10 protein-coding genes are annotated in these 15,928 nt (G+C 70.0%); 5 read left to right on the forward strand and 5 right to left on the reverse strand.

Going from position 1 to position 15,928, the window contains the following annotated elements; genetic code table 11:
• Window positions 1-34: 34 nt before the first annotated feature.
• From ftsH to dacB, 4 genes are all read right to left on the reverse strand, one after another.
• Window positions 35-2,056 (reverse strand): ATP-dependent zinc metalloprotease FtsH, encoded by a 2,022-nt coding sequence (ftsH, locus tag AB0M47_RS37240; protein WP_363422585.1) that lies wholly within the window; start codon window positions 2,054-2,056, stop codon window positions 35-37.
• Window positions 2,057-2,215: 159 nt separating this feature from the next.
• Window positions 2,216-2,788: a hypoxanthine phosphoribosyltransferase gene (gene hpt, locus AB0M47_RS37245; RefSeq protein WP_253759536.1), complete on the reverse strand. Its 573-nt coding sequence runs from the start codon at window positions 2,786-2,788 to the stop codon at window positions 2,216-2,218.
• A gap of 130 nt (window positions 2,789-2,918) precedes the next feature.
• Window positions 2,919-6,110 carry a S8 family serine peptidase gene (locus tag AB0M47_RS37250; protein ID WP_363422587.1) on the reverse strand — a complete coding sequence of 1,064 codons (3,192 nt, stop codon included), beginning with the start codon at window positions 6,108-6,110 and terminating at the stop codon, window positions 2,919-2,921.
• A 403-nt stretch (window positions 6,111-6,513) separates the two neighbouring features.
• Window positions 6,514-8,304: a D-alanyl-D-alanine carboxypeptidase/D-alanyl-D-alanine-endopeptidase gene (gene dacB, locus AB0M47_RS37255; RefSeq protein WP_363422589.1), complete on the reverse strand. Its 1,791-nt coding sequence runs from the start codon at window positions 8,302-8,304 to the stop codon at window positions 6,514-6,516.
• Between the two features lie 43 nt (window positions 8,305-8,347).
• Here dacB and AB0M47_RS37260 point away from each other — a divergent pair, with 43 nt between their 5' ends.
• From AB0M47_RS37260 to tilS, 4 genes are all read left to right on the forward strand, one after another.
• Window positions 8,348-8,497 carry a hypothetical protein gene (locus AB0M47_RS37260; protein ID WP_363422591.1) on the forward strand — a complete coding sequence of 50 codons (150 nt, stop codon included), beginning with the start codon at window positions 8,348-8,350 and terminating at the stop codon, window positions 8,495-8,497.
• A gap of 333 nt (window positions 8,498-8,830) precedes the next feature.
• Complete coding sequence (locus tag AB0M47_RS37265) at window positions 8,831-9,319, forward strand: inorganic diphosphatase (protein WP_253759528.1); 489 nt, start codon at window positions 8,831-8,833, stop codon at window positions 9,317-9,319.
• A 99-nt stretch (window positions 9,320-9,418) separates the two neighbouring features.
• Window positions 9,419-10,468, forward strand: a complete 1,050-nt coding sequence (locus AB0M47_RS37270; RefSeq protein ID WP_363422593.1) for a zinc-dependent metalloprotease — start codon at window positions 9,419-9,421, stop codon at window positions 10,466-10,468.
• Complete coding sequence (gene tilS, locus AB0M47_RS37275) at window positions 10,465-11,445, forward strand: tRNA lysidine(34) synthetase TilS (protein ID WP_363422595.1); 981 nt, start codon at window positions 10,465-10,467, stop codon at window positions 11,443-11,445. Before AB0M47_RS37270 ends, tilS begins: the two co-directional genes overlap by 4 nt.
• Window positions 11,446-11,450: 5 nt before the next feature.
• On the opposite strand, the gene eccCa is transcribed toward tilS, so the two are convergent.
• A complete protein-coding gene (eccCa, locus tag AB0M47_RS37280) occupies window positions 11,451-15,452 on the reverse strand; it encodes a type VII secretion protein EccCa (RefSeq protein WP_363422597.1) in 4,002 nt (1,333 codons plus the stop codon).
• Window positions 15,453-15,607: 155 nt separating this feature from the next.
• Between eccCa and AB0M47_RS37285 the strand changes: the two genes are divergently transcribed.
• The coding region (locus AB0M47_RS37285; protein ID WP_363422599.1) for an EsaB/YukD family protein at window positions 15,608-15,928 on the forward strand (321 nt) is incomplete at its 3' end.

Consider the following 15,928-nt stretch of genomic DNA (forward strand, 5'->3'; position numbering starts at 1 on the left):
TCAGCGGGGTCCGGGGTCACCGAGGTGCTGCTGTTCAGTTCGACCCCTCGATCAGGGTCGCGCCGTCGGCCACCGACTGCGGAGCGCCGGTCGCGGGCGCCGAGCCGGCCGAGGCCGAACCGGCGGCCGCACGCTCCGCCGCGGTCTGCACCGGCGGCAGGTCGGACGGCGTACGCTTCCCGAACCCGTTGAACGGAGCCATCGGCGGACGCTTGGTGACCCGCTCGCAGATCCGGTTCATGTCGGCCGTCGAGAGGGTCTCCTTCTCGATCAGCTCCAGCACGATGTTGTCGAGCACGTCCCGGTACTCCACGAGAACCGCGTACGCCTCGTCGTGCGCCAGCTCGATCAGCGCCCGCACTTCGGCGTCGATCTCGGCCGCGATCGAGTCGGAGTAATCCTTCTCATGGCCGTAGCTACGACCCAGGAAGGGCTCGTCACCGCTGGTCCCGTACTTGACCGCACCGAGCTTGGAACTCATGCCGTACTGCGTGACCATGGCTCGGGCGATCGCCGACGCCTTCTCGATGTCGTTGCCGGCGCCGGTGGTGGGCTCGTGGAAGACGAGCTCCTCGGCGGCCCGGCCACCCAGCGCGTACGCCAGGGTGTCGATCATCTCGGCGCGCGTCTGCGTGTACTTGTCCTCGGTCGGCAGGACCAGCGTGTGCCCGAGCGACCGCCCGCGCGACAGGATGGTGACCTTGTGGACCGGGGCCGAGTGCGGCATCGCGTGCGCCACCAGAGCGTGCCCGCCCTCGTGGTAGGCCGTGATCTTCTTCTCGTGGTCCGACATGACCCGAGTACGCCGCTGCGGACCCGCGACGACGCGGTCGATCGACTCCTCGAGGAAGTCGTTGGTGATCGCGCGCTTGTCGTTACGAGCGGTCAGCAGCGCCGACTCGTTGATTACGTTCGCGAGGTCGGCACCCGTGAAGCCCGGCGTACGCCGAGCCACCGCGTCGAGGTCGACGTCCGGCGTGAACGGCTTGCCCTTGGCGTGCACGCGGAGGATCGCCTTGCGGCCCTCCATGTCCGGCGTGTCGACGGCGATCTGCCGGTCGAACCGGCCCGGACGCAGCAGCGCCGGGTCGAGGATGTCCGGCCGGTTGGTGGCGGCGATCAGGATGACGCCGCCCTTCGCGTCGAAGCCGTCCATCTCGACGAGCAGCTGGTTCAGCGTCTGCTCGCGCTCGTCGTGGCCACCGCCGAGGCCGGCGCCACGGTGCCGGCCCACGGCGTCGATCTCGTCGACGAAGACGATCGCCGGAGCGTTCGACTTCGCCTGCTCGAAGAGATCGCGTACGCGGGACGCACCGACACCGACGAACATCTCGACGAAGTCCGAGCCGGAGATCGAGTAGAACGGGACGCCCGCTTCCCCGGCGACTGCCCGGGCGAGCAGCGTCTTACCGGTTCCGGGCGGACCGAAGAGCAGTACGCCCTTCGGGATCTTCGCGCCCAGCGCCTGGTATTTCGACGGATTCTGCAGGAAGTCCTTGATCTCGTGCAGTTCCTCGACCGCTTCCTCGGCCCCGGCCACGTCGGCGAAGGTGGTCTTCGGCATGTCCTTGCTGACCAGCTTGGCCTTGGACTTGCCGAAGTTGAGCACCCGGGAGCCGCCGCCCTGCATCTGCGACATCATTATGAAGAAGAACAGGACGATGAGCAGCAGCGGCGCGAAGGAGAAGATCAGCGAGGTGATCCAGGAGTCCTGGGTGACCTCGGTGTTGTAGCTACCGCCGTCGGCGAGGTTCGCGTTGCGCACCTGGTCGAAGATGTAGTCGGCGCTCTGCGCGGGATACTCGGCCTGGATCTTGTCGGTCTCGACGCTGCCGAACTTGGCCTTGTTGGCCAGTTCGAGCTGGATCGTCTGCTCCTTGTCCTGAATCAGGACCTTCTTGACATTGTCCGGCTTGTTGAGCTCTGCGAGCGCGACCGAGGTATCGACGTCGCGGTAGGTCCCCGAGCTGCTGTAGGTCGCGAAGAACACCGCGATCGCGGCCGCGACTAGCACGAACCAGAACCACGGGCGCTTATAAAAGGGGAGTCGCTCCATACCGTTGTTGTCGGGTGCGGCGCACCCGAAACCTCCCGATCGATACGTAGGCCGTCAGGTCACTTGACGGTACACCGTAGATGTCACACTTGCCGCAACAGCGCGCCCCTGTGAACACCCTGAGAGACGGCGGGCCTACGCCTCGTAGACCCGTAACCGCTATCTCTGGTATACCTCTGGCTTCAGAACTCCGACATATGGCATGTCACGGTACCGCTCCGCATAGTCCAGGCCGTATCCGACCACGAACTCGCTCGGAATGTCGAACCCGACATACTTCACCGGGACCGGCACCTTGATCGCGTCGGGCTTGCGGAGCAGAGCCACGACGTCGACGCTCGCGGCGGACCGCGATTCGAGGTACTTGAGCAGCCAACTCAGGGTCAGCCCGGAGTCGACGATGTCCTCGACCACGATCACGCGCTTGCCGGCGATGTCCCGGTCGAGGTCCTTGAGAATGCGGACCACCCCGCTGGAGGTCATCCCCTGGCCGTACGAGGAGACCGCCATGAACTCGAGTTCGGCGGGCGGGCCGTAGCGGCTCAGCGCGCGGGCGAAGTCGGCCATGAACATGACCGCACCCTTGAGCACACAGACCAGCAGTACGCTGTCCGCCTGCGCGTAGTCCGCAGCGACCTGTTTGGCCAGCTCATCGGTCTTGGCGCGGATGTCGTCCTCGGAGACGATCACGCGGTCGATGTCGTTGTCATACCACCCGGGCAGATCAGCCATGCCTTACAGACTATCGAGCCCGGATGGCCGCCAAGCAGTGACGCTGGACCCTTTCCGACCTGGACGCGTCTGCGTTGATCATGGAGTTTGTCCCCTCGACACGCCGACGAGACCACAGTTAACTCCATGATCAACGAGAAGGGGTGGGGGGTGGGGCGGTGAGGGGGGTGTGGAGGACGGTGGTTCCGGGGACGGTCGACGACGTCATCGAGGTCGTGACCGACCCGGCGGTGCCCCCGGTGAGCGTGACCGCGTAGGTCAGCGACCCGCCGGGCTTGCCGGCGGTGGTCGGCACCGACAGGTCGCCCTTCGGCAGGCCGGGCAGCGCGTCCCCGGCGGACCCCGCCACGTTCTCCGCGCCGACGAGGTACTTCAGCCCGCCGGGCGGGGCCTTCGGCAGCGCCGACGGGTCGTAGGCGTACCGGATGTTCGCTGAAGGCGAAACTCCGGCCAGCGGCAGCCACACCTGGAAGCGCCGGGCCGAGGACGTTCCGAACACGGTGACGTCCCAGTCCACGACGATCCAGCGGGCGCCGTCACGGTCGAGCACGTCGACCCGGATGCCCCCGGCGGACGTGCCGTCGAGGTCGGTCCAGAACGGAGCGAGGACGTTGTTGGGGCGCTTCGGGTCCGGCAGCCCGTTCGGCTCCGGCGTGACGTCCTGGCCGGTCCCGCCGCCGACCACCAGATAGCCGTCGGAAGTCACCCCGATCCGCGTGTACGCCTGGCCGGCGTACTGGAACCCGGGAGTGTCGTAGTTGATGATCTCCTCGTCGCCGATCGGGTCGGCGGTCGCGTCCGGCCGCTGGTAGAAGGATCCGGTCGCGGTGGACAGCGACGGCTTGCCCGGCGTGATCCCGGCGAGGGTCACCTTCGACCGCCCGATCGTGTCCAGCGACGTACGCGACGCCCCGGTCACCTGGCCGACGGCGGCCCCGGACGGAAAGCGTGACGCCATCGAGACGCGGGCTTCGGCGTACCCCTTGTTGGTCGCGGTGAAGGAGCACGACGAGCCGGAACACTTCGCGGCGAGCGCGACCGAGCCCTGTTGCGGGACGAACGCGACCGGCAGGTGCAGCGTGGGGACCGAGCCGCCGACGGGCACGAGCCGAACCTCGCCGAAGAGCTGGCGCTTCGGCGCCCACGAGGCGATGCCGACCGCGAACCGGCCGGTGGCCCCGGGCGCGAGCGTGAGCGTCGGCGGATCGACGGTGATCGCGGACTTGGTCGGCGAGGTGCTGGTCAGCCGGTAGGTCTGGAGGTGACCCGAGACGTTCTTGACGGTCCGGACGGCGGTGAGCCGGCCCGGCATGACCGGCGCGTTGATCGACGGCGTGTTGAGCTGCACCGCGTCGACCGGGTCCGCGGCCAGCGCGGCCATCCGGTCGGCGGTCTCGTCGAAGGTCAGGCCCGGGCCGACGGCGACGTCGACCGCGATGCGGCCCGCGCCGTAGTCGAACGGATCGGCCGGCGTCTTCAGGTCCTCCTTGACGACCTTGGTCACGGCCGTCGTCATCAGCGCGGACTTGATCTGTCCGGGCGTCCAGTTCGGATGCGAAGCGCGCAGCAGGATGCCCGCGCCCGCGACGTGCGGTCCCGACATCGAGGTGCCCGCGATGGCCTGGAAGTACTGCCCGGCCGGGCCGCCGGTCGGGTCCTCGGGCGTCGGCGTGGTCCCGGCCAGGATCTGCACGCCGGGCGCGGTCACGTCCGGCTTCAGCGCGAGCCCGCCGGGCCCGCGCGAGGAGAACGCCGCCATCACGTCGCCCCGCCCGGCCGACTGCACTCCTGGCGGCTCATGCGAGACATTCCCCGGCGTGGCGCGCCCCGCGGTGAAGCTGGCCGTCACGCCCTTGTTCTTCAGGTACGCCAGAAGCTGAGCACCGGTTGCGAGATGGACGGTCGGCAGCCAGTGGTTGTCCGTCTCGGTGTCCTGGAGCGTGGGGTTGTAGAGCAGCATCCCGAGTCCGCCGCCCTGCTTGACGAAGTAGCCCTTCTCGACGCGCGCGTTCTCGCCACGCTGGCAGACGACGATCTTGCCCTGGAAGAGGTTCTTCTTCGGCTTCGTCAGGCAGAGCGCGCCGCCGTCGTACCCCTTGACGTCTTTGGCCTGCACGACCGGGGTCGCGGCGTCGATTCCGGCGGTGATGCTGGATCCGGTCAGCGTCACGTCCTTCGCGCCCGGTGCCTTCAGGGTGATCGTCGAGTCGAACTCGCGCCGCTGCGTACTCGCCGCCACGGTGGTGACCCACGGCGACAGGTGGTTCACCGTCTCGGCGTCCGGCCCCTCGTTGCCCGCCGACGCGGCGACGAACACCCCCGCGGCGTACGCGTCCAGGAAGGCCAGTTCGACGGGATCGGTCTCGGGGTCGGTGCCACCCGAGATGGAGAAGTTGATGACGCGTACGCCGTCCTTGACGGCCTGCGCGACGGCGGCGGCGGAGTCGGACGAGAAGCAGCCCTCGGCACCGCAGACCTTGTAGACGCTGACCCAGGCGCCGGGCGCGACGCCGCGCAGCGGGCCGCGTTCGACCCCGAACACCTTCGCGCTGCGCAGAACGTCGCCGGCGGAGGTCGAGGCGGTGTGCGTACCGTGGCCGTCGCTGTCGCGGGCGCTGCGATACTTCTCGCCCTCGTGCGCCTTCAGGTACGCGTCCAGGAACGGCTGCCCGCCGATGAGCTTGTGGTTGCACCGGAACTTGACTCCGGTCAACGGGTTCGTGCCGAAGTCGCAGGCTCGGTCCTTCCCGTCGGCCTTCGCCGGTGGGGCGGACAGGTTGCCCTGGTCGGCGAAGGACGGGTGTTCCGGCCACGCGCCCGTGTCGAGTACGCCGAAGATCACGCCTTTACCCGCGTCGGCCGGACCGCCGAGGGACTGCTGCACGGTGTCCGCCCCGATGAACGTGGTGCTCGCGTCGGTCAGCGGCTGGCGTACCTCGTCGCGCTGGACGGCAACGACGCCGTGGATCTTGAGGAGGTCGCCGACCCGGTTCGCCGGGACGGTCAGCGCCAGCCCGCCGTAGACGGTGCGCAGCCGCTGCCCCAGGCGTACGCCGGGCACCTGGGCGACCGCCTTGCCGAAGGCGTCCTCCTGCTGGGCCAGGAACCGCTCGTACGCCTGCTCGGCCGGACCGCCCCACAACGGCCGCCCGGTGATCGCCGGACTGGTCGCCGGGAACCCCGCAACGCCGCCCCGATAGGTCGCCACAGGATCGTTGGCCAACTTCACCAGCACGCTCACCTGAGCGCTGTCCGTACGCCCCAGCAGCGAGCGATCCGTACGCGCCAGCGCGCTCGTCTTCGCGGCGGTGTAGCGCGACACCAGCCTGACTCGTTCTTCCGGTGTCGCCCCTGTCGCGTGGGTCGCCGCGCTCGCGGGTGCTGGGATAGATACGACAACTAGTGCAAGTGGCAACAAAAGCCGCGAAAACATACGGCAGATCTTGCCCCAGTTCGGCCGCCTGACCCCGCCGACACTTCGACCGGTCGCCTACCCGTCAACCCCGCTTCTCGCCCGCCCCTCCGCCGCCGGCACCCACCACTCGGCGCCTCCCGCATCCGTCTGCGCGCTGGATCGCATCCATTTCGGCGCTGGATCGCGTCCATTTGGGCGCTGGATCAGGGATCCGGGTCGAATCTTGGCCCAAGATTCGACCGAGAACCCTGATCCAGTGGGAATGCGGTGGCGGGCCGCACGCCGGCAAAACGCGACGGCGCGAGAAGGGTCAGAGGGCGGCGAGGGCGTTCGTCATCGCGTCAAGACGTTCCCGGGCGGTGTCCGTCCCGGAGGGCACGGCGTCGGCGAGGAACGAGAAGGCGAGCAGTCGGCCGTCCTTCGTGACGACGATCCCGGCGATCGCGGCTACTCCGGTGAGCGTTCCGGTCTTCGCCCGGACGACGCCCGCCCCGGACTCCGGAGTGCCCGCGGTGGTCGTGTTGCGGTCGGACAACGTCCCTGACCAGGCACCGACGGGCAGCCCCGCGAACAGCGAGCGCAGCTGCGGATGCTTGTCGCCGGCGGCCTGGGCGAGCAGCGCCGTCTGCATGGCGGGCGGCTGCCGGTCCAACCGGGACAGTCCCGAGCCGTCCTTGATCACCACGCCCGTCGTGGGTACGCCCAACTCGCTGAGCACCTGCTTGATGGCGGTCCCAGCGCCGGCGTAGCTGCCCGGCTGTCCCTTGGCGAGCGCGACCTGTCGGGCCAGCGCCTCGGCCACCACGTTGTCGCTCTCCTCGAGCATGATCTCGACCAGGCTCTCGATCCGGGGCGACTGCACCGCGCCGAGCTGCTGGGCACCGGACGGAGCCGTTCCGGCCGTCACCGACGACGCCGGAACCCCGAGCAACTTGGCGAAGGCAAGCGCGGCGGCCTTGTCCGGCTGCGCCGACCGGGCCTGCCCGGCGTGCAGGTCGTCGATGTTCTTGGGCCGCTTCGGGCTCGTCCGCGCGCCGTCGATCGCGAGCGCGGTCGTCCGAGCGCCGTACGGGCCGACGGCGGCGTCGTCGTCCCAGCCCTCGGCGATCGACGATCCCGTGTAGATCGACGTGTCGTAGATCAGCTTGGTCGGCGACTTCCCGCCGAGCGCCGTCTTCACCTGCGCGGCGAGCTGGTCGAGGCGGCCCGCGCCCGGGTAGTACCCGGTCGCGCCGGCGGTCAGCGTCGGGTCCCCCGCGCCGACCAGCACGACCTCGCCTTCGTTCGGCCCGGCCACAGCCTTCGTGGTGATGCGGTAGTCCGGTCCCCGTGTGGCGAGAACGGAGGCAGCGGTCGCCATCTTCGTGGTCGACGCCGGGACGGCCGGATGCGACGAACCGGCGTCGTAGAGGCTCTCCCCGGTGGCCACGTCCACCACCGAGACGCTGACCGACGGGCCCAGGTCGGTGTGCGTACGCAGCTCTTCGAGAGCCGCCTTGACCTGCTCGGCCGTCGGCGCGGTGCCGGTCGCCGCGGACAGGACTCCGGCCGCGCTCGCCACCGCGTCCGGCGACCAGGAGTTGACCGGAGTCGTCTGCCCCAGCAGTTCGCGTACGCGGTCCGGCGCGAACGCGACCGCGCCGCCGGCCGCGGCCAGCACGAGGACGAGCACCGTCGCCAGCGAGATCCACAGGCCCCGGCGGCTCTTGCGCGGCGGCTCAGGCGGCTCGGCCGAAGCGACGTCCGTCGGCCGAACCGGCGGTGGAGTGGCCGATCGCGGGTCGCCCCACGGCTGCTCGCGCTGTGATTGGTAGCCCGGCTGCTGCTCGCCCCACGGCTGCTCGCGCTGCGACTGGTAGCCCGGCTGCTGCTCGCCCCACGGCTGCTCGCGCTGCGATTGGTAGCCCGGCTGCTGGGCACCCGGCTGCTGGAAGTCCGGCGATGCGAAGCCCTGCTGGTGGAAGTCCGGTGGTGGGAAGCCTTGCGGCTGGAAGTCCGGCGGCTGGGAGCCCGCGCGCGGGAAGCCCGGCGGGGGCGAGGCCGGCGGCTGGCCCCACTGGGGGGATCCCGGTGGTGGGGACTGCGGCGCGCCGGGCGGCATGGCCGCGCTGCCGTAGACCCGCCCGGCACCGGGCTGCTGACCTGTGGATATCGGGGTGGACGACGGCGGCGGCGTCGGTGCCCAAGGCGAGGGCGGGCCGGGCATCGGGCCGGACGGCGGGACCGAGGCCGATCCCGAGGCGCGCGGTGAACGGCCGGCGGTGGGCGTACCACTCGGGGGAACGGAGCCGTAGACGGTGCCGGACGGTCGGGACTGAGGGTGCGCGGTGGCCTGTGGAGGGTTTTGCGCAGCCTGTGGATAACGTCCGGTTTGTGGCGTGGCAGCCTGTGGATAAGCTTGTGGATAGTCGGCTGGAGCCTGTGGATAATCCGGTGGATAACCAGATTCGGGCTGGTCAGATGCCGGTTCTGGTCCGTTTCCGGACCATCCGGCCGCCCACGGCGACTCGTCGCCGTAGTGTGAACCTTGCCTCCCCACAGACCCTCCCGGTGAGCTTTCCGATCGACCTACGCGACACTATCGAGCAGAAGCCAGAGTCGGCGAGAAAACGTGTCAGGAGCGTGAGATGGATTTCGACGTCACGGTTGAGATCCCTAAGGGGCAGCGCAACAAGTACGAGGTCGACCACGAGACGGGCCGTATCCGGCTTGACCGCACACTGTTCACTTCCACGCAGTACCCAGCCGATTACGGCTTCATCGAGAACACCCTCGGCGAGGACGGCGATCCGCTCGACGCGCTCGTGCTGGTGCAGGAGCCGACCTTCCCCGGCTGCCTGATCCGCTGCCGCGCGATCGGCATGTTCCGGATGCGCGACGAGAAGGGCGGCGACGACAAGGTCCTGTGCGTCCCGGCCGAGGACCCGCGCCTGGAGCACCTGCGCGACATCCACCACGTCGCGGAGTTCGACCGGCTGGAGATCCAGCACTTCTTCGAGGTCTACAAGGACCTGGAGCCCGGCAAGAGCGTCGAAGGCGCCACCTGGGTCGGCCGGACCGAGGCCGAGGCCGAGATCGTCGCGTCGTTCAAGCGGGCGAAGGACACCTCGCACTGATCTCAAGCCGTTGATCTTGAACAGAAAACGTCGCCCTGGCCGCGTTTTCTGTTCAAGATCAACGGCGGTTGCGGGCTGGAACCGGGTAGCGTCGAGCCCATGGCGGATTTCGTCGACTGGGACCTGGCCGCATCCACCGCCGCCACCCTGGGCCCGACCGGCCCGAAGGTGACCAAGGCGGAGGCGGTCGAAGTCGTCCGGCAACTGCGTACGCTGACCGATGAGGCGGCCGAGCATGTGGCCGAGTTCACCGGGCTCACCTCGCAGGTCGACGTGCCGCCGGTGCGGGTGGTCGATCGCCGGGACTGGGCGGCGCTCAACGTCGCCGGGATGCGGCAGGTCATCGGTCCGCTGACCGCTCAGCTCGCCAGACGATCGCAGACGGCCGGCACCGGCCCGCTGGAGATGGTCGGGGCGAAGGTCACCGCGGTGCAGGCGGGGACGATCTTGGCGTACCTGTCCGGGCGGGTGCTCGGGCAGTACGAGGTGTTCTCCGGCGAGCCCGGTCACCTGCTGCTCGTGGCCCCGAACATCGTCGCGGTCGAACGCAAGCTCGGCGCCGAACCCCGCGACTTCCGGCTCTGGGTCTGCCTCCACGAGGTCACCCACCGGACGCAGTTCACCGCCGTCCCGTGGCTGCGCGGGCACTTCCTCAGCGAGGTCAAGGCGTTCATCGACGCGTCCGACACCGATGCCTCCGCCTTGCTCGGCCGGGCGGGCCGAGCCGTGTCGGCCGCCGCGGACGCCGTCCGGAACAAGGGCAGCCAGGCCAGCGTCCTGGACCTCGTGCAGTCACCCGCCCAGCGGGTGGTGATGGATCGGCTCACGGCGCTGATGACCCTCGTCGAGGGGCATGCCGAGGTCGTCATGGACGGTGTCGGCCCGCGCGTCATCCCGTCGGTCGAGGCGATCCGGGCCCGGTTCGACCGCCGCCGCGCCACCACGAACCCCGTGGAGTCCGTGATCCGCCGGCTGCTCGGCGTCGACGCGAAGCTCCGGCAATACGCCGAGGGCCGCAAGTTCGTCCAGAGCGCCATCGACCGGGTCGGCATGGCCGGCTTCAACCGGGTCTGGGCCGCTCCGGGGAACCTGCCGACGCTGGCCGAGCTGACCGATCCGGATGCGTGGGTCGCCCGGGTCGCGCCTTGACCGGTCCCCACCCGACCGTCGCACAGACGCGTACTGCGGTACGGCGTGCGCTCGGCCATGGTGACGATCGGCTCGTCCTGATCGCCTGCTCCGGCGGCGCCGACTCGCTCGCCCTGGCGGCGGCCGCGGCGTTCGCCGGTCCGCGTACCGGCTGGCGGGTCGGCCTGATCACCGTCGACCACAACCTCCAGACCGGATCCGCCGACCGCGCCGCCACCGTCGCGGCCTGGGCCACGTCGGCGGGGCTCGCTCCCGTCCTGATCGCGCCGGTCACGATCGACCCGGCTGATCCGATGGGTCCCGAAGGCGCCGCGCGCCACGCCCGCTACGAGGCGCTCCTTCACCATGCCCACGAGTACGCCGCCGCAGCGCTCCTCCTAGGTCACACCCTCGACGACCAAGCCGAGACGGTACTGCTGGCCCTGGCTCGGGGCGCCGGTCCCCGTGGCCTGGCCGGGATGCCCGCCCGCCGGGAAGTCGGCGAGGTGGCGCTGCTCCGGCCGATGCTGGGCGTCCGGCGTACGACGCTCCGGGAAGCGTGTGCGGCGCAAGGGCTCACGCCTTGGGAGGATCCGCACAACGCCGACACCCGGTACGCACGAGCGCGTGTACGGTCCGATGCCCTGCCCGCCTTGGTGGCGGCGTTGGGGCCGGGCGTCGTCGGCAATCTCGCTCAGACGGCCGCTCAGCTCGCCGTGGACGCGTCCTACTTGGACGGCTTGGCGGCGGAGGCGTACCAGGGGTGCCGATGCGACGGCGGACTCGACGTCGACGCCCTACGGGCGCTGCCGGAGGCCCTGCGCGGTCGCGTACTGCACACCTGGGCGCTCGAACTCGGCGCACCCGCGGCCGCCCTCGGCCACCGGCACGTCGCCGCGTTGGACGCGCTCGTGACCGACTGGCACGGACAAGGAGCGACCGCCCTGCCCGGTGGCATCGAAGCGCACCGAGAGGGCGGTCGGCTACTGGTCCAGTAGACCCGTTATGCGCCGGGCAGGTTGGCCACCTGAATGAGGCGTACCCCTTGCTTGCGCGACAGGAGCCGGCCACGGCCCGGAACCATCCGCTCGAAGCGGATGTCCGCCAGGGGCGAGGTCTCGCTCTTGTCCCCGGACATGAGCAGGCCGGGGCTGCCGACCCGCCGCATGATCTGGAACAGCGGCTGGTAGGACAGACCGCTCGCGCCCGTCGAGTTCCGCGCGATGATCAGGTGCAGACCGACGTCGCGGGCGATCTCGAGGTAAGGCACCAGCGGATCGAGCGGGTTGCCCGCGCCGGAGGCGACCATCTCGTAGTCGTCGATGAGGACGAAGCATTCCGGGCGGCCTTCCAGCCACGGCCGGTCGCGCAGCTGCTGCGGCGTGACGTCGGCCGGGGGCTTGCGCTGGTCCATGTAACCGGCGACCGCCTGAAGGTACTGCGTGCTCTGCTCGAAGTTGGTCGTGTAGCCGAGCAGATGGTCGCCCTGGATCGCACCGAGCAGGCTGCGCCGGTGGTCGACGATCAGCAGCTTCGCCTCGTCCGGCGTGAACCGCTTGGTGATCGTCGTCGCCAGTGCCCGCATGAACGTCGACTTGCCGCACTCGCTCTCGCCGAAGACCAGGAAGTGCTGGTCGTCGCGGAAGTTGAGCGAGATCGGGGCGAGGTCCTCGGACAGGCCGATCGGGATGTGCAGCGGGTCGCCGCCGGTGAGCGGCAGGCGGTCGTAGCCGTAGACCGGGGGCAGCATCCGCACTCGCGGCGCCGGCTGGCCCTTCCAGTGCTGCGCGACGTGCTTGCTCAGCGAGGTCTGGTCGGTGCCGAGCGAGGTCAGCTCCGGGCGCAGGGTCAGGTAGTACAGGCCGTCGTTGGTCGCACCGTGGCCCGGCGCGTTCTTGACGTTCTGCGCCGCCTTGCGGACCTTGCCGATCGAGTCCGACGGGTCACCCAGCCGCATCTCGATCTTGGTGCCGAACTGGTCCTGAATGGCCGCCCGGAAGTCCCGCCAGCGCAGCGAGCTGGCGATGATGTGGACGCCGTAGGACAGACCCCGGGTGGCCAGGTCGGTGATGACCGGCTCCAGGTCCTCGTAGCTCTCCCGCAGGGTCGCCCAGCCGTCGATGACCAGGAAGACGTCTCCGAACGGATCGTTGACCTCGCCGGAGGCCCGGCGCTTCCGGTAGTTGTTCATCGAGTCCACGCCCAGCTCGGCGAACCGCGCCTCGCGCTCGGCGAGGAGCATCGCGACCTCGCTGACCGTCCGGCGTACCTGGGCGGTGTCGAGGCGGCCCGCGACGCCGCCGACGTGCGGCATCTCCCGCAGCGCGGCCAGCGTGCCACCGCCGAAGTCGAGGCAGTAGAACTGCGCCTCGGCCGGGGTGTGGGTCAGCGCCAGGCCGCTGATGATCGTCCGCAGGAGGCTGGACTTGCCGCTCTGGGTCGCCCCGGCGATCGCCACGTGCCCGTTCGCGCCGGACAGGTTGATCCACTGCGTGTCCCGGCGCTGTTGCGCGGGCCGGTCGACCCACGCGGTGGGGACCGTCAGCGCGCCGTGCAGTTCGGCGTTGGCCGTCGTCAGACCGCGCTCCGGGTGGATCGCGATCTTGCCGAAGCCCTCCTCCAGGGTGTCGGAGACGTCCAGCGGCTCCAGCCAGACCTGGTGCGCCGGCGGGCCCTTGCCGGCCAGCCGCCCGATCAGGACGTCCATCAGGCTCTCGCCCGGCTTGACCTCCCAGTTGACCTCGGGCTCCGCGTTGGCGGGCTTCTTCGGCAGCGGCACGAAGTGCGTCCCGAAGTTGTGAATGTCGATGTCGGTACGCCGGCCGCCGGCCCGGGTGGGCGACGCGCCCGCCTTCTTGTAGGAGCCGGAGACGTACGCGGCCTTGAACCGGACCAGGGGCTCGGTGCCGAACTTCATATAGCCGTGGCCGGGCGCCCGGGGCAGGTCGTACGCGTCGGGTACGCCCAGGACCGTGCGCGACTCCATGGCGGAGAAGGTCCGCAGACCGAGCCGGTAGGACAGGTGCGTGTCCAGACCGCGCAGGCGGCCCTCCTCCAACCGCTGGCTCGCCAGCAGCAGGTGGATGCCGATCGACCGGCCGACCCGGCCGATCTGCACGAAGATGTCGATGAAGTCCGGCTTGGCCGTCAGCAGCTCGGAGAACTCGTCGGCCACGATGAGCAGTGACGGCAGCGGCGCGAGCGCCTTGCCCTGCAACCGGGCCTTGTTGTAGTCCTTCAGGTTCGCGAAGTTGCCCGCCGCCCGCAGCAGCTCCTGGCGGCGGATGACCTCACCGTTGATGGCGTCGGCCATCCGGTCGACGAGCAGCGACTCGCCCTCGAGGTTGGTGATGACCGCGCTGGTGTGCGGCAGCACGTCCATCGAGGCGAACGTCGCACCACCCTTGTAGTCGACGAGGACGAAGTTCAGTTCCTCCGAGGAGTGCGTCAGCGCCAGTGCGAGCACCAGCGTCCGCAGCACCTCGGACTTACCGGAACCGGTCGCGCCGATCAGCAGACCGTGCGGGCCCATGCCGTCCTGAGCCGACTCCTTGATGTCCAGCTCGACCGGCTGGCCGTCGACCCCGACGCCGATCGGCACCCGCAACTTGTCGCGGTCGGCCCGTGGCCGCCAGCCCTGCGCCACCTCGAAGGTGTCCGGGTCGGGGATGCCGAGCAGGTCGCCGAGTCCCTGGTCGCCCGAGAGCGGGGCGTCGGCCGACTTGGTCGCGGCGGACAGCCGCAGCGGAGAGAGCCGCCGGGCGACCGACTCGGCCTCGGCGTAGGTGAGCCCGTCGGCGAAGCCGACGTCAGCCGACCCGTCGGCGGTGTAGATCTCCAGCTGCCGGGTGTCCTGCTGCATCTCCAGCGTCAGCGTGGTCCGGTCGAGCAGACGCGGCGGCTGGCCGTCGAGGTCCAGCACGGTCACGCCTGCGATGCCGCCGTCGGCCGCGAGGTGCTGCGAACCGGTGAGGTCCGCGCCGTCGAGGACGACCACGACATACGGGCCGGACGCGCCGCCGCCGAACCGGGGACGGTTGCCGATGATGTCGGAGAGCATCTCCTCCAGCGCGACGGCGGTCGGCGCGACCATGCGAACCGGGCCGAGAGCGTCCACCTTGGAGGGATGGGCGTTGTGCGGCAGCCACTTGACCCAGTCCCAGCGGTCCCGGCGATGCGCCGGAGCGCAGACCGCGATCAGGAGGTCGTCGGGCGCGTGGAAGGTGGCGAGCTGGCTGACGACGGCGCGGACCAGGCTGTGCGTCTCGCTGCCGTCGCGGTGGTCGGCCTCGGGCTGCGCGAGCCGCCCGGAGCTGTAGCCGTAGGTGTTGTTCGGCGGTGCTTCGGACCGGACGAAGACCCGGGCGAAGGCAGGCAGCGACACGGCGACCGGCAGGTCCGGCACGACCGAGTACGCGTCCAGGAACCGGCGCAGGGCGCCGGCCGTCATCGGCTCCAGCTCCTCCAGCGGCCGGGTGACCGGCGGCACCAGCGGAGTCGCGAGCGACTGCGGCCCCATGCCGATGCGGGTGACCCCGTAGTCGGGATCGGTCGGGCGGCGTTCCCAGAGCCGATGAGAGTCGACTGTGGACCACAGCCGCTGCGGATCGGGATGCCGATAGAACAAACCCGTCCGCTGCTTGGCCACGGTCTCGCGAACCTTGGTCCGCATCGTCGCCAGGTGGCGCAGGTATTCGCGCCGGGCGGCCATCATCTCGGCCTTCTTCGGGCCTCCGCCGCCCTGGCTGAGGTTCATGGCCATCATGCCGATCATGGACAGGCCCATCATGCCGCCCATGACGTAACCCATCTTGCCGTTCTGCCCGTTGCCCATCATGTAGGCGGACGGCAGCATCGCTCCAAGCATCGGCAGCGCCATCATGGCTTGCTGCCAGCGGGCCCCACTGGCCTGCGGAATCTCCGGTGGAGCCTCGATGACCAGCTCTCCGCTGGGAATCTCCGGAGCGGGCCGACGCGGGCCCCGCTTCACGACGATCGTTCCCATACCGGCGGCCCTCCTCCCCATGACGCGCGCTCAGCGCCGCCCATGCTAGGCGATGCCACCGACTGGACGCACCCCGCCTGACAGAGCCGGGTCTCACTGCGGTCTATGCGGGGTGACGGTGAGGGGCGATTCGTGATAGACGTACTCCGGTGAGCATGACCTCCGCCGCGCTCGGGCTCGCGCGCGTCACCATCAACACCCCGCATCGCCGGGTGGATGTGGCGCTGCCGGAACAGATCGCGATCGCCGAAATCCTCCCGGAACTCCTCCAGCACGCCGGCGAGGGCTTCGCCGACGAAGGTGAGCGGCACGGCGGCTGGGTTCTGCGCCGCGCCGACGGCACGTCGCTGGCCGGCGACCGCAGCCTCCACCAGCAGAACGTGCGCGACGGCCAGGTCCTGCACCTGGTTCCGGCGCGCGCCGACTGGCCCGAACTGGAATACGACGACGTCGTCGAAGCCATCGCCGAGGGCGCC

Source organism: Hamadaea sp. NPDC051192 (assembly GCF_040682475.1).
Classification (GTDB): Bacteria; Actinomycetota; Actinomycetes; order Mycobacteriales; family Micromonosporaceae; genus Hamadaea; species Hamadaea flava.

Coding starts and splice junctions, on each gene's coding strand:
- AB0M47_RS37265 (WP_253759528.1), top strand. CDS start 8,831: ATGGATTTCGACGTCACGGTTGAGATCCCTAAGGGGCAGCGCAACAAG.
- ftsH (WP_363422585.1), bottom strand. CDS start 2,056: ATGGAGCGACTCCCCTTTTATAAGCGCCCGTGGTTCTGGTTCGTGCTA.
- eccCa (WP_363422597.1), bottom strand. CDS start 15,452: ATGGGAACGATCGTCGTGAAGCGGGGCCCGCGTCGGCCCGCTCCGGAG.
- AB0M47_RS37270 (WP_363422593.1), top strand. CDS start 9,419: ATGGCGGATTTCGTCGACTGGGACCTGGCCGCATCCACCGCCGCCACC.
- hpt (WP_253759536.1), bottom strand. CDS start 2,788: ATGGCTGATCTGCCCGGGTGGTATGACAACGACATCGACCGCGTGATC.
- dacB (WP_363422589.1), bottom strand. CDS start 8,304: ATGCCGCCCGGCGCGCCGCAGTCCCCACCACCGGGATCCCCCCAGTGG.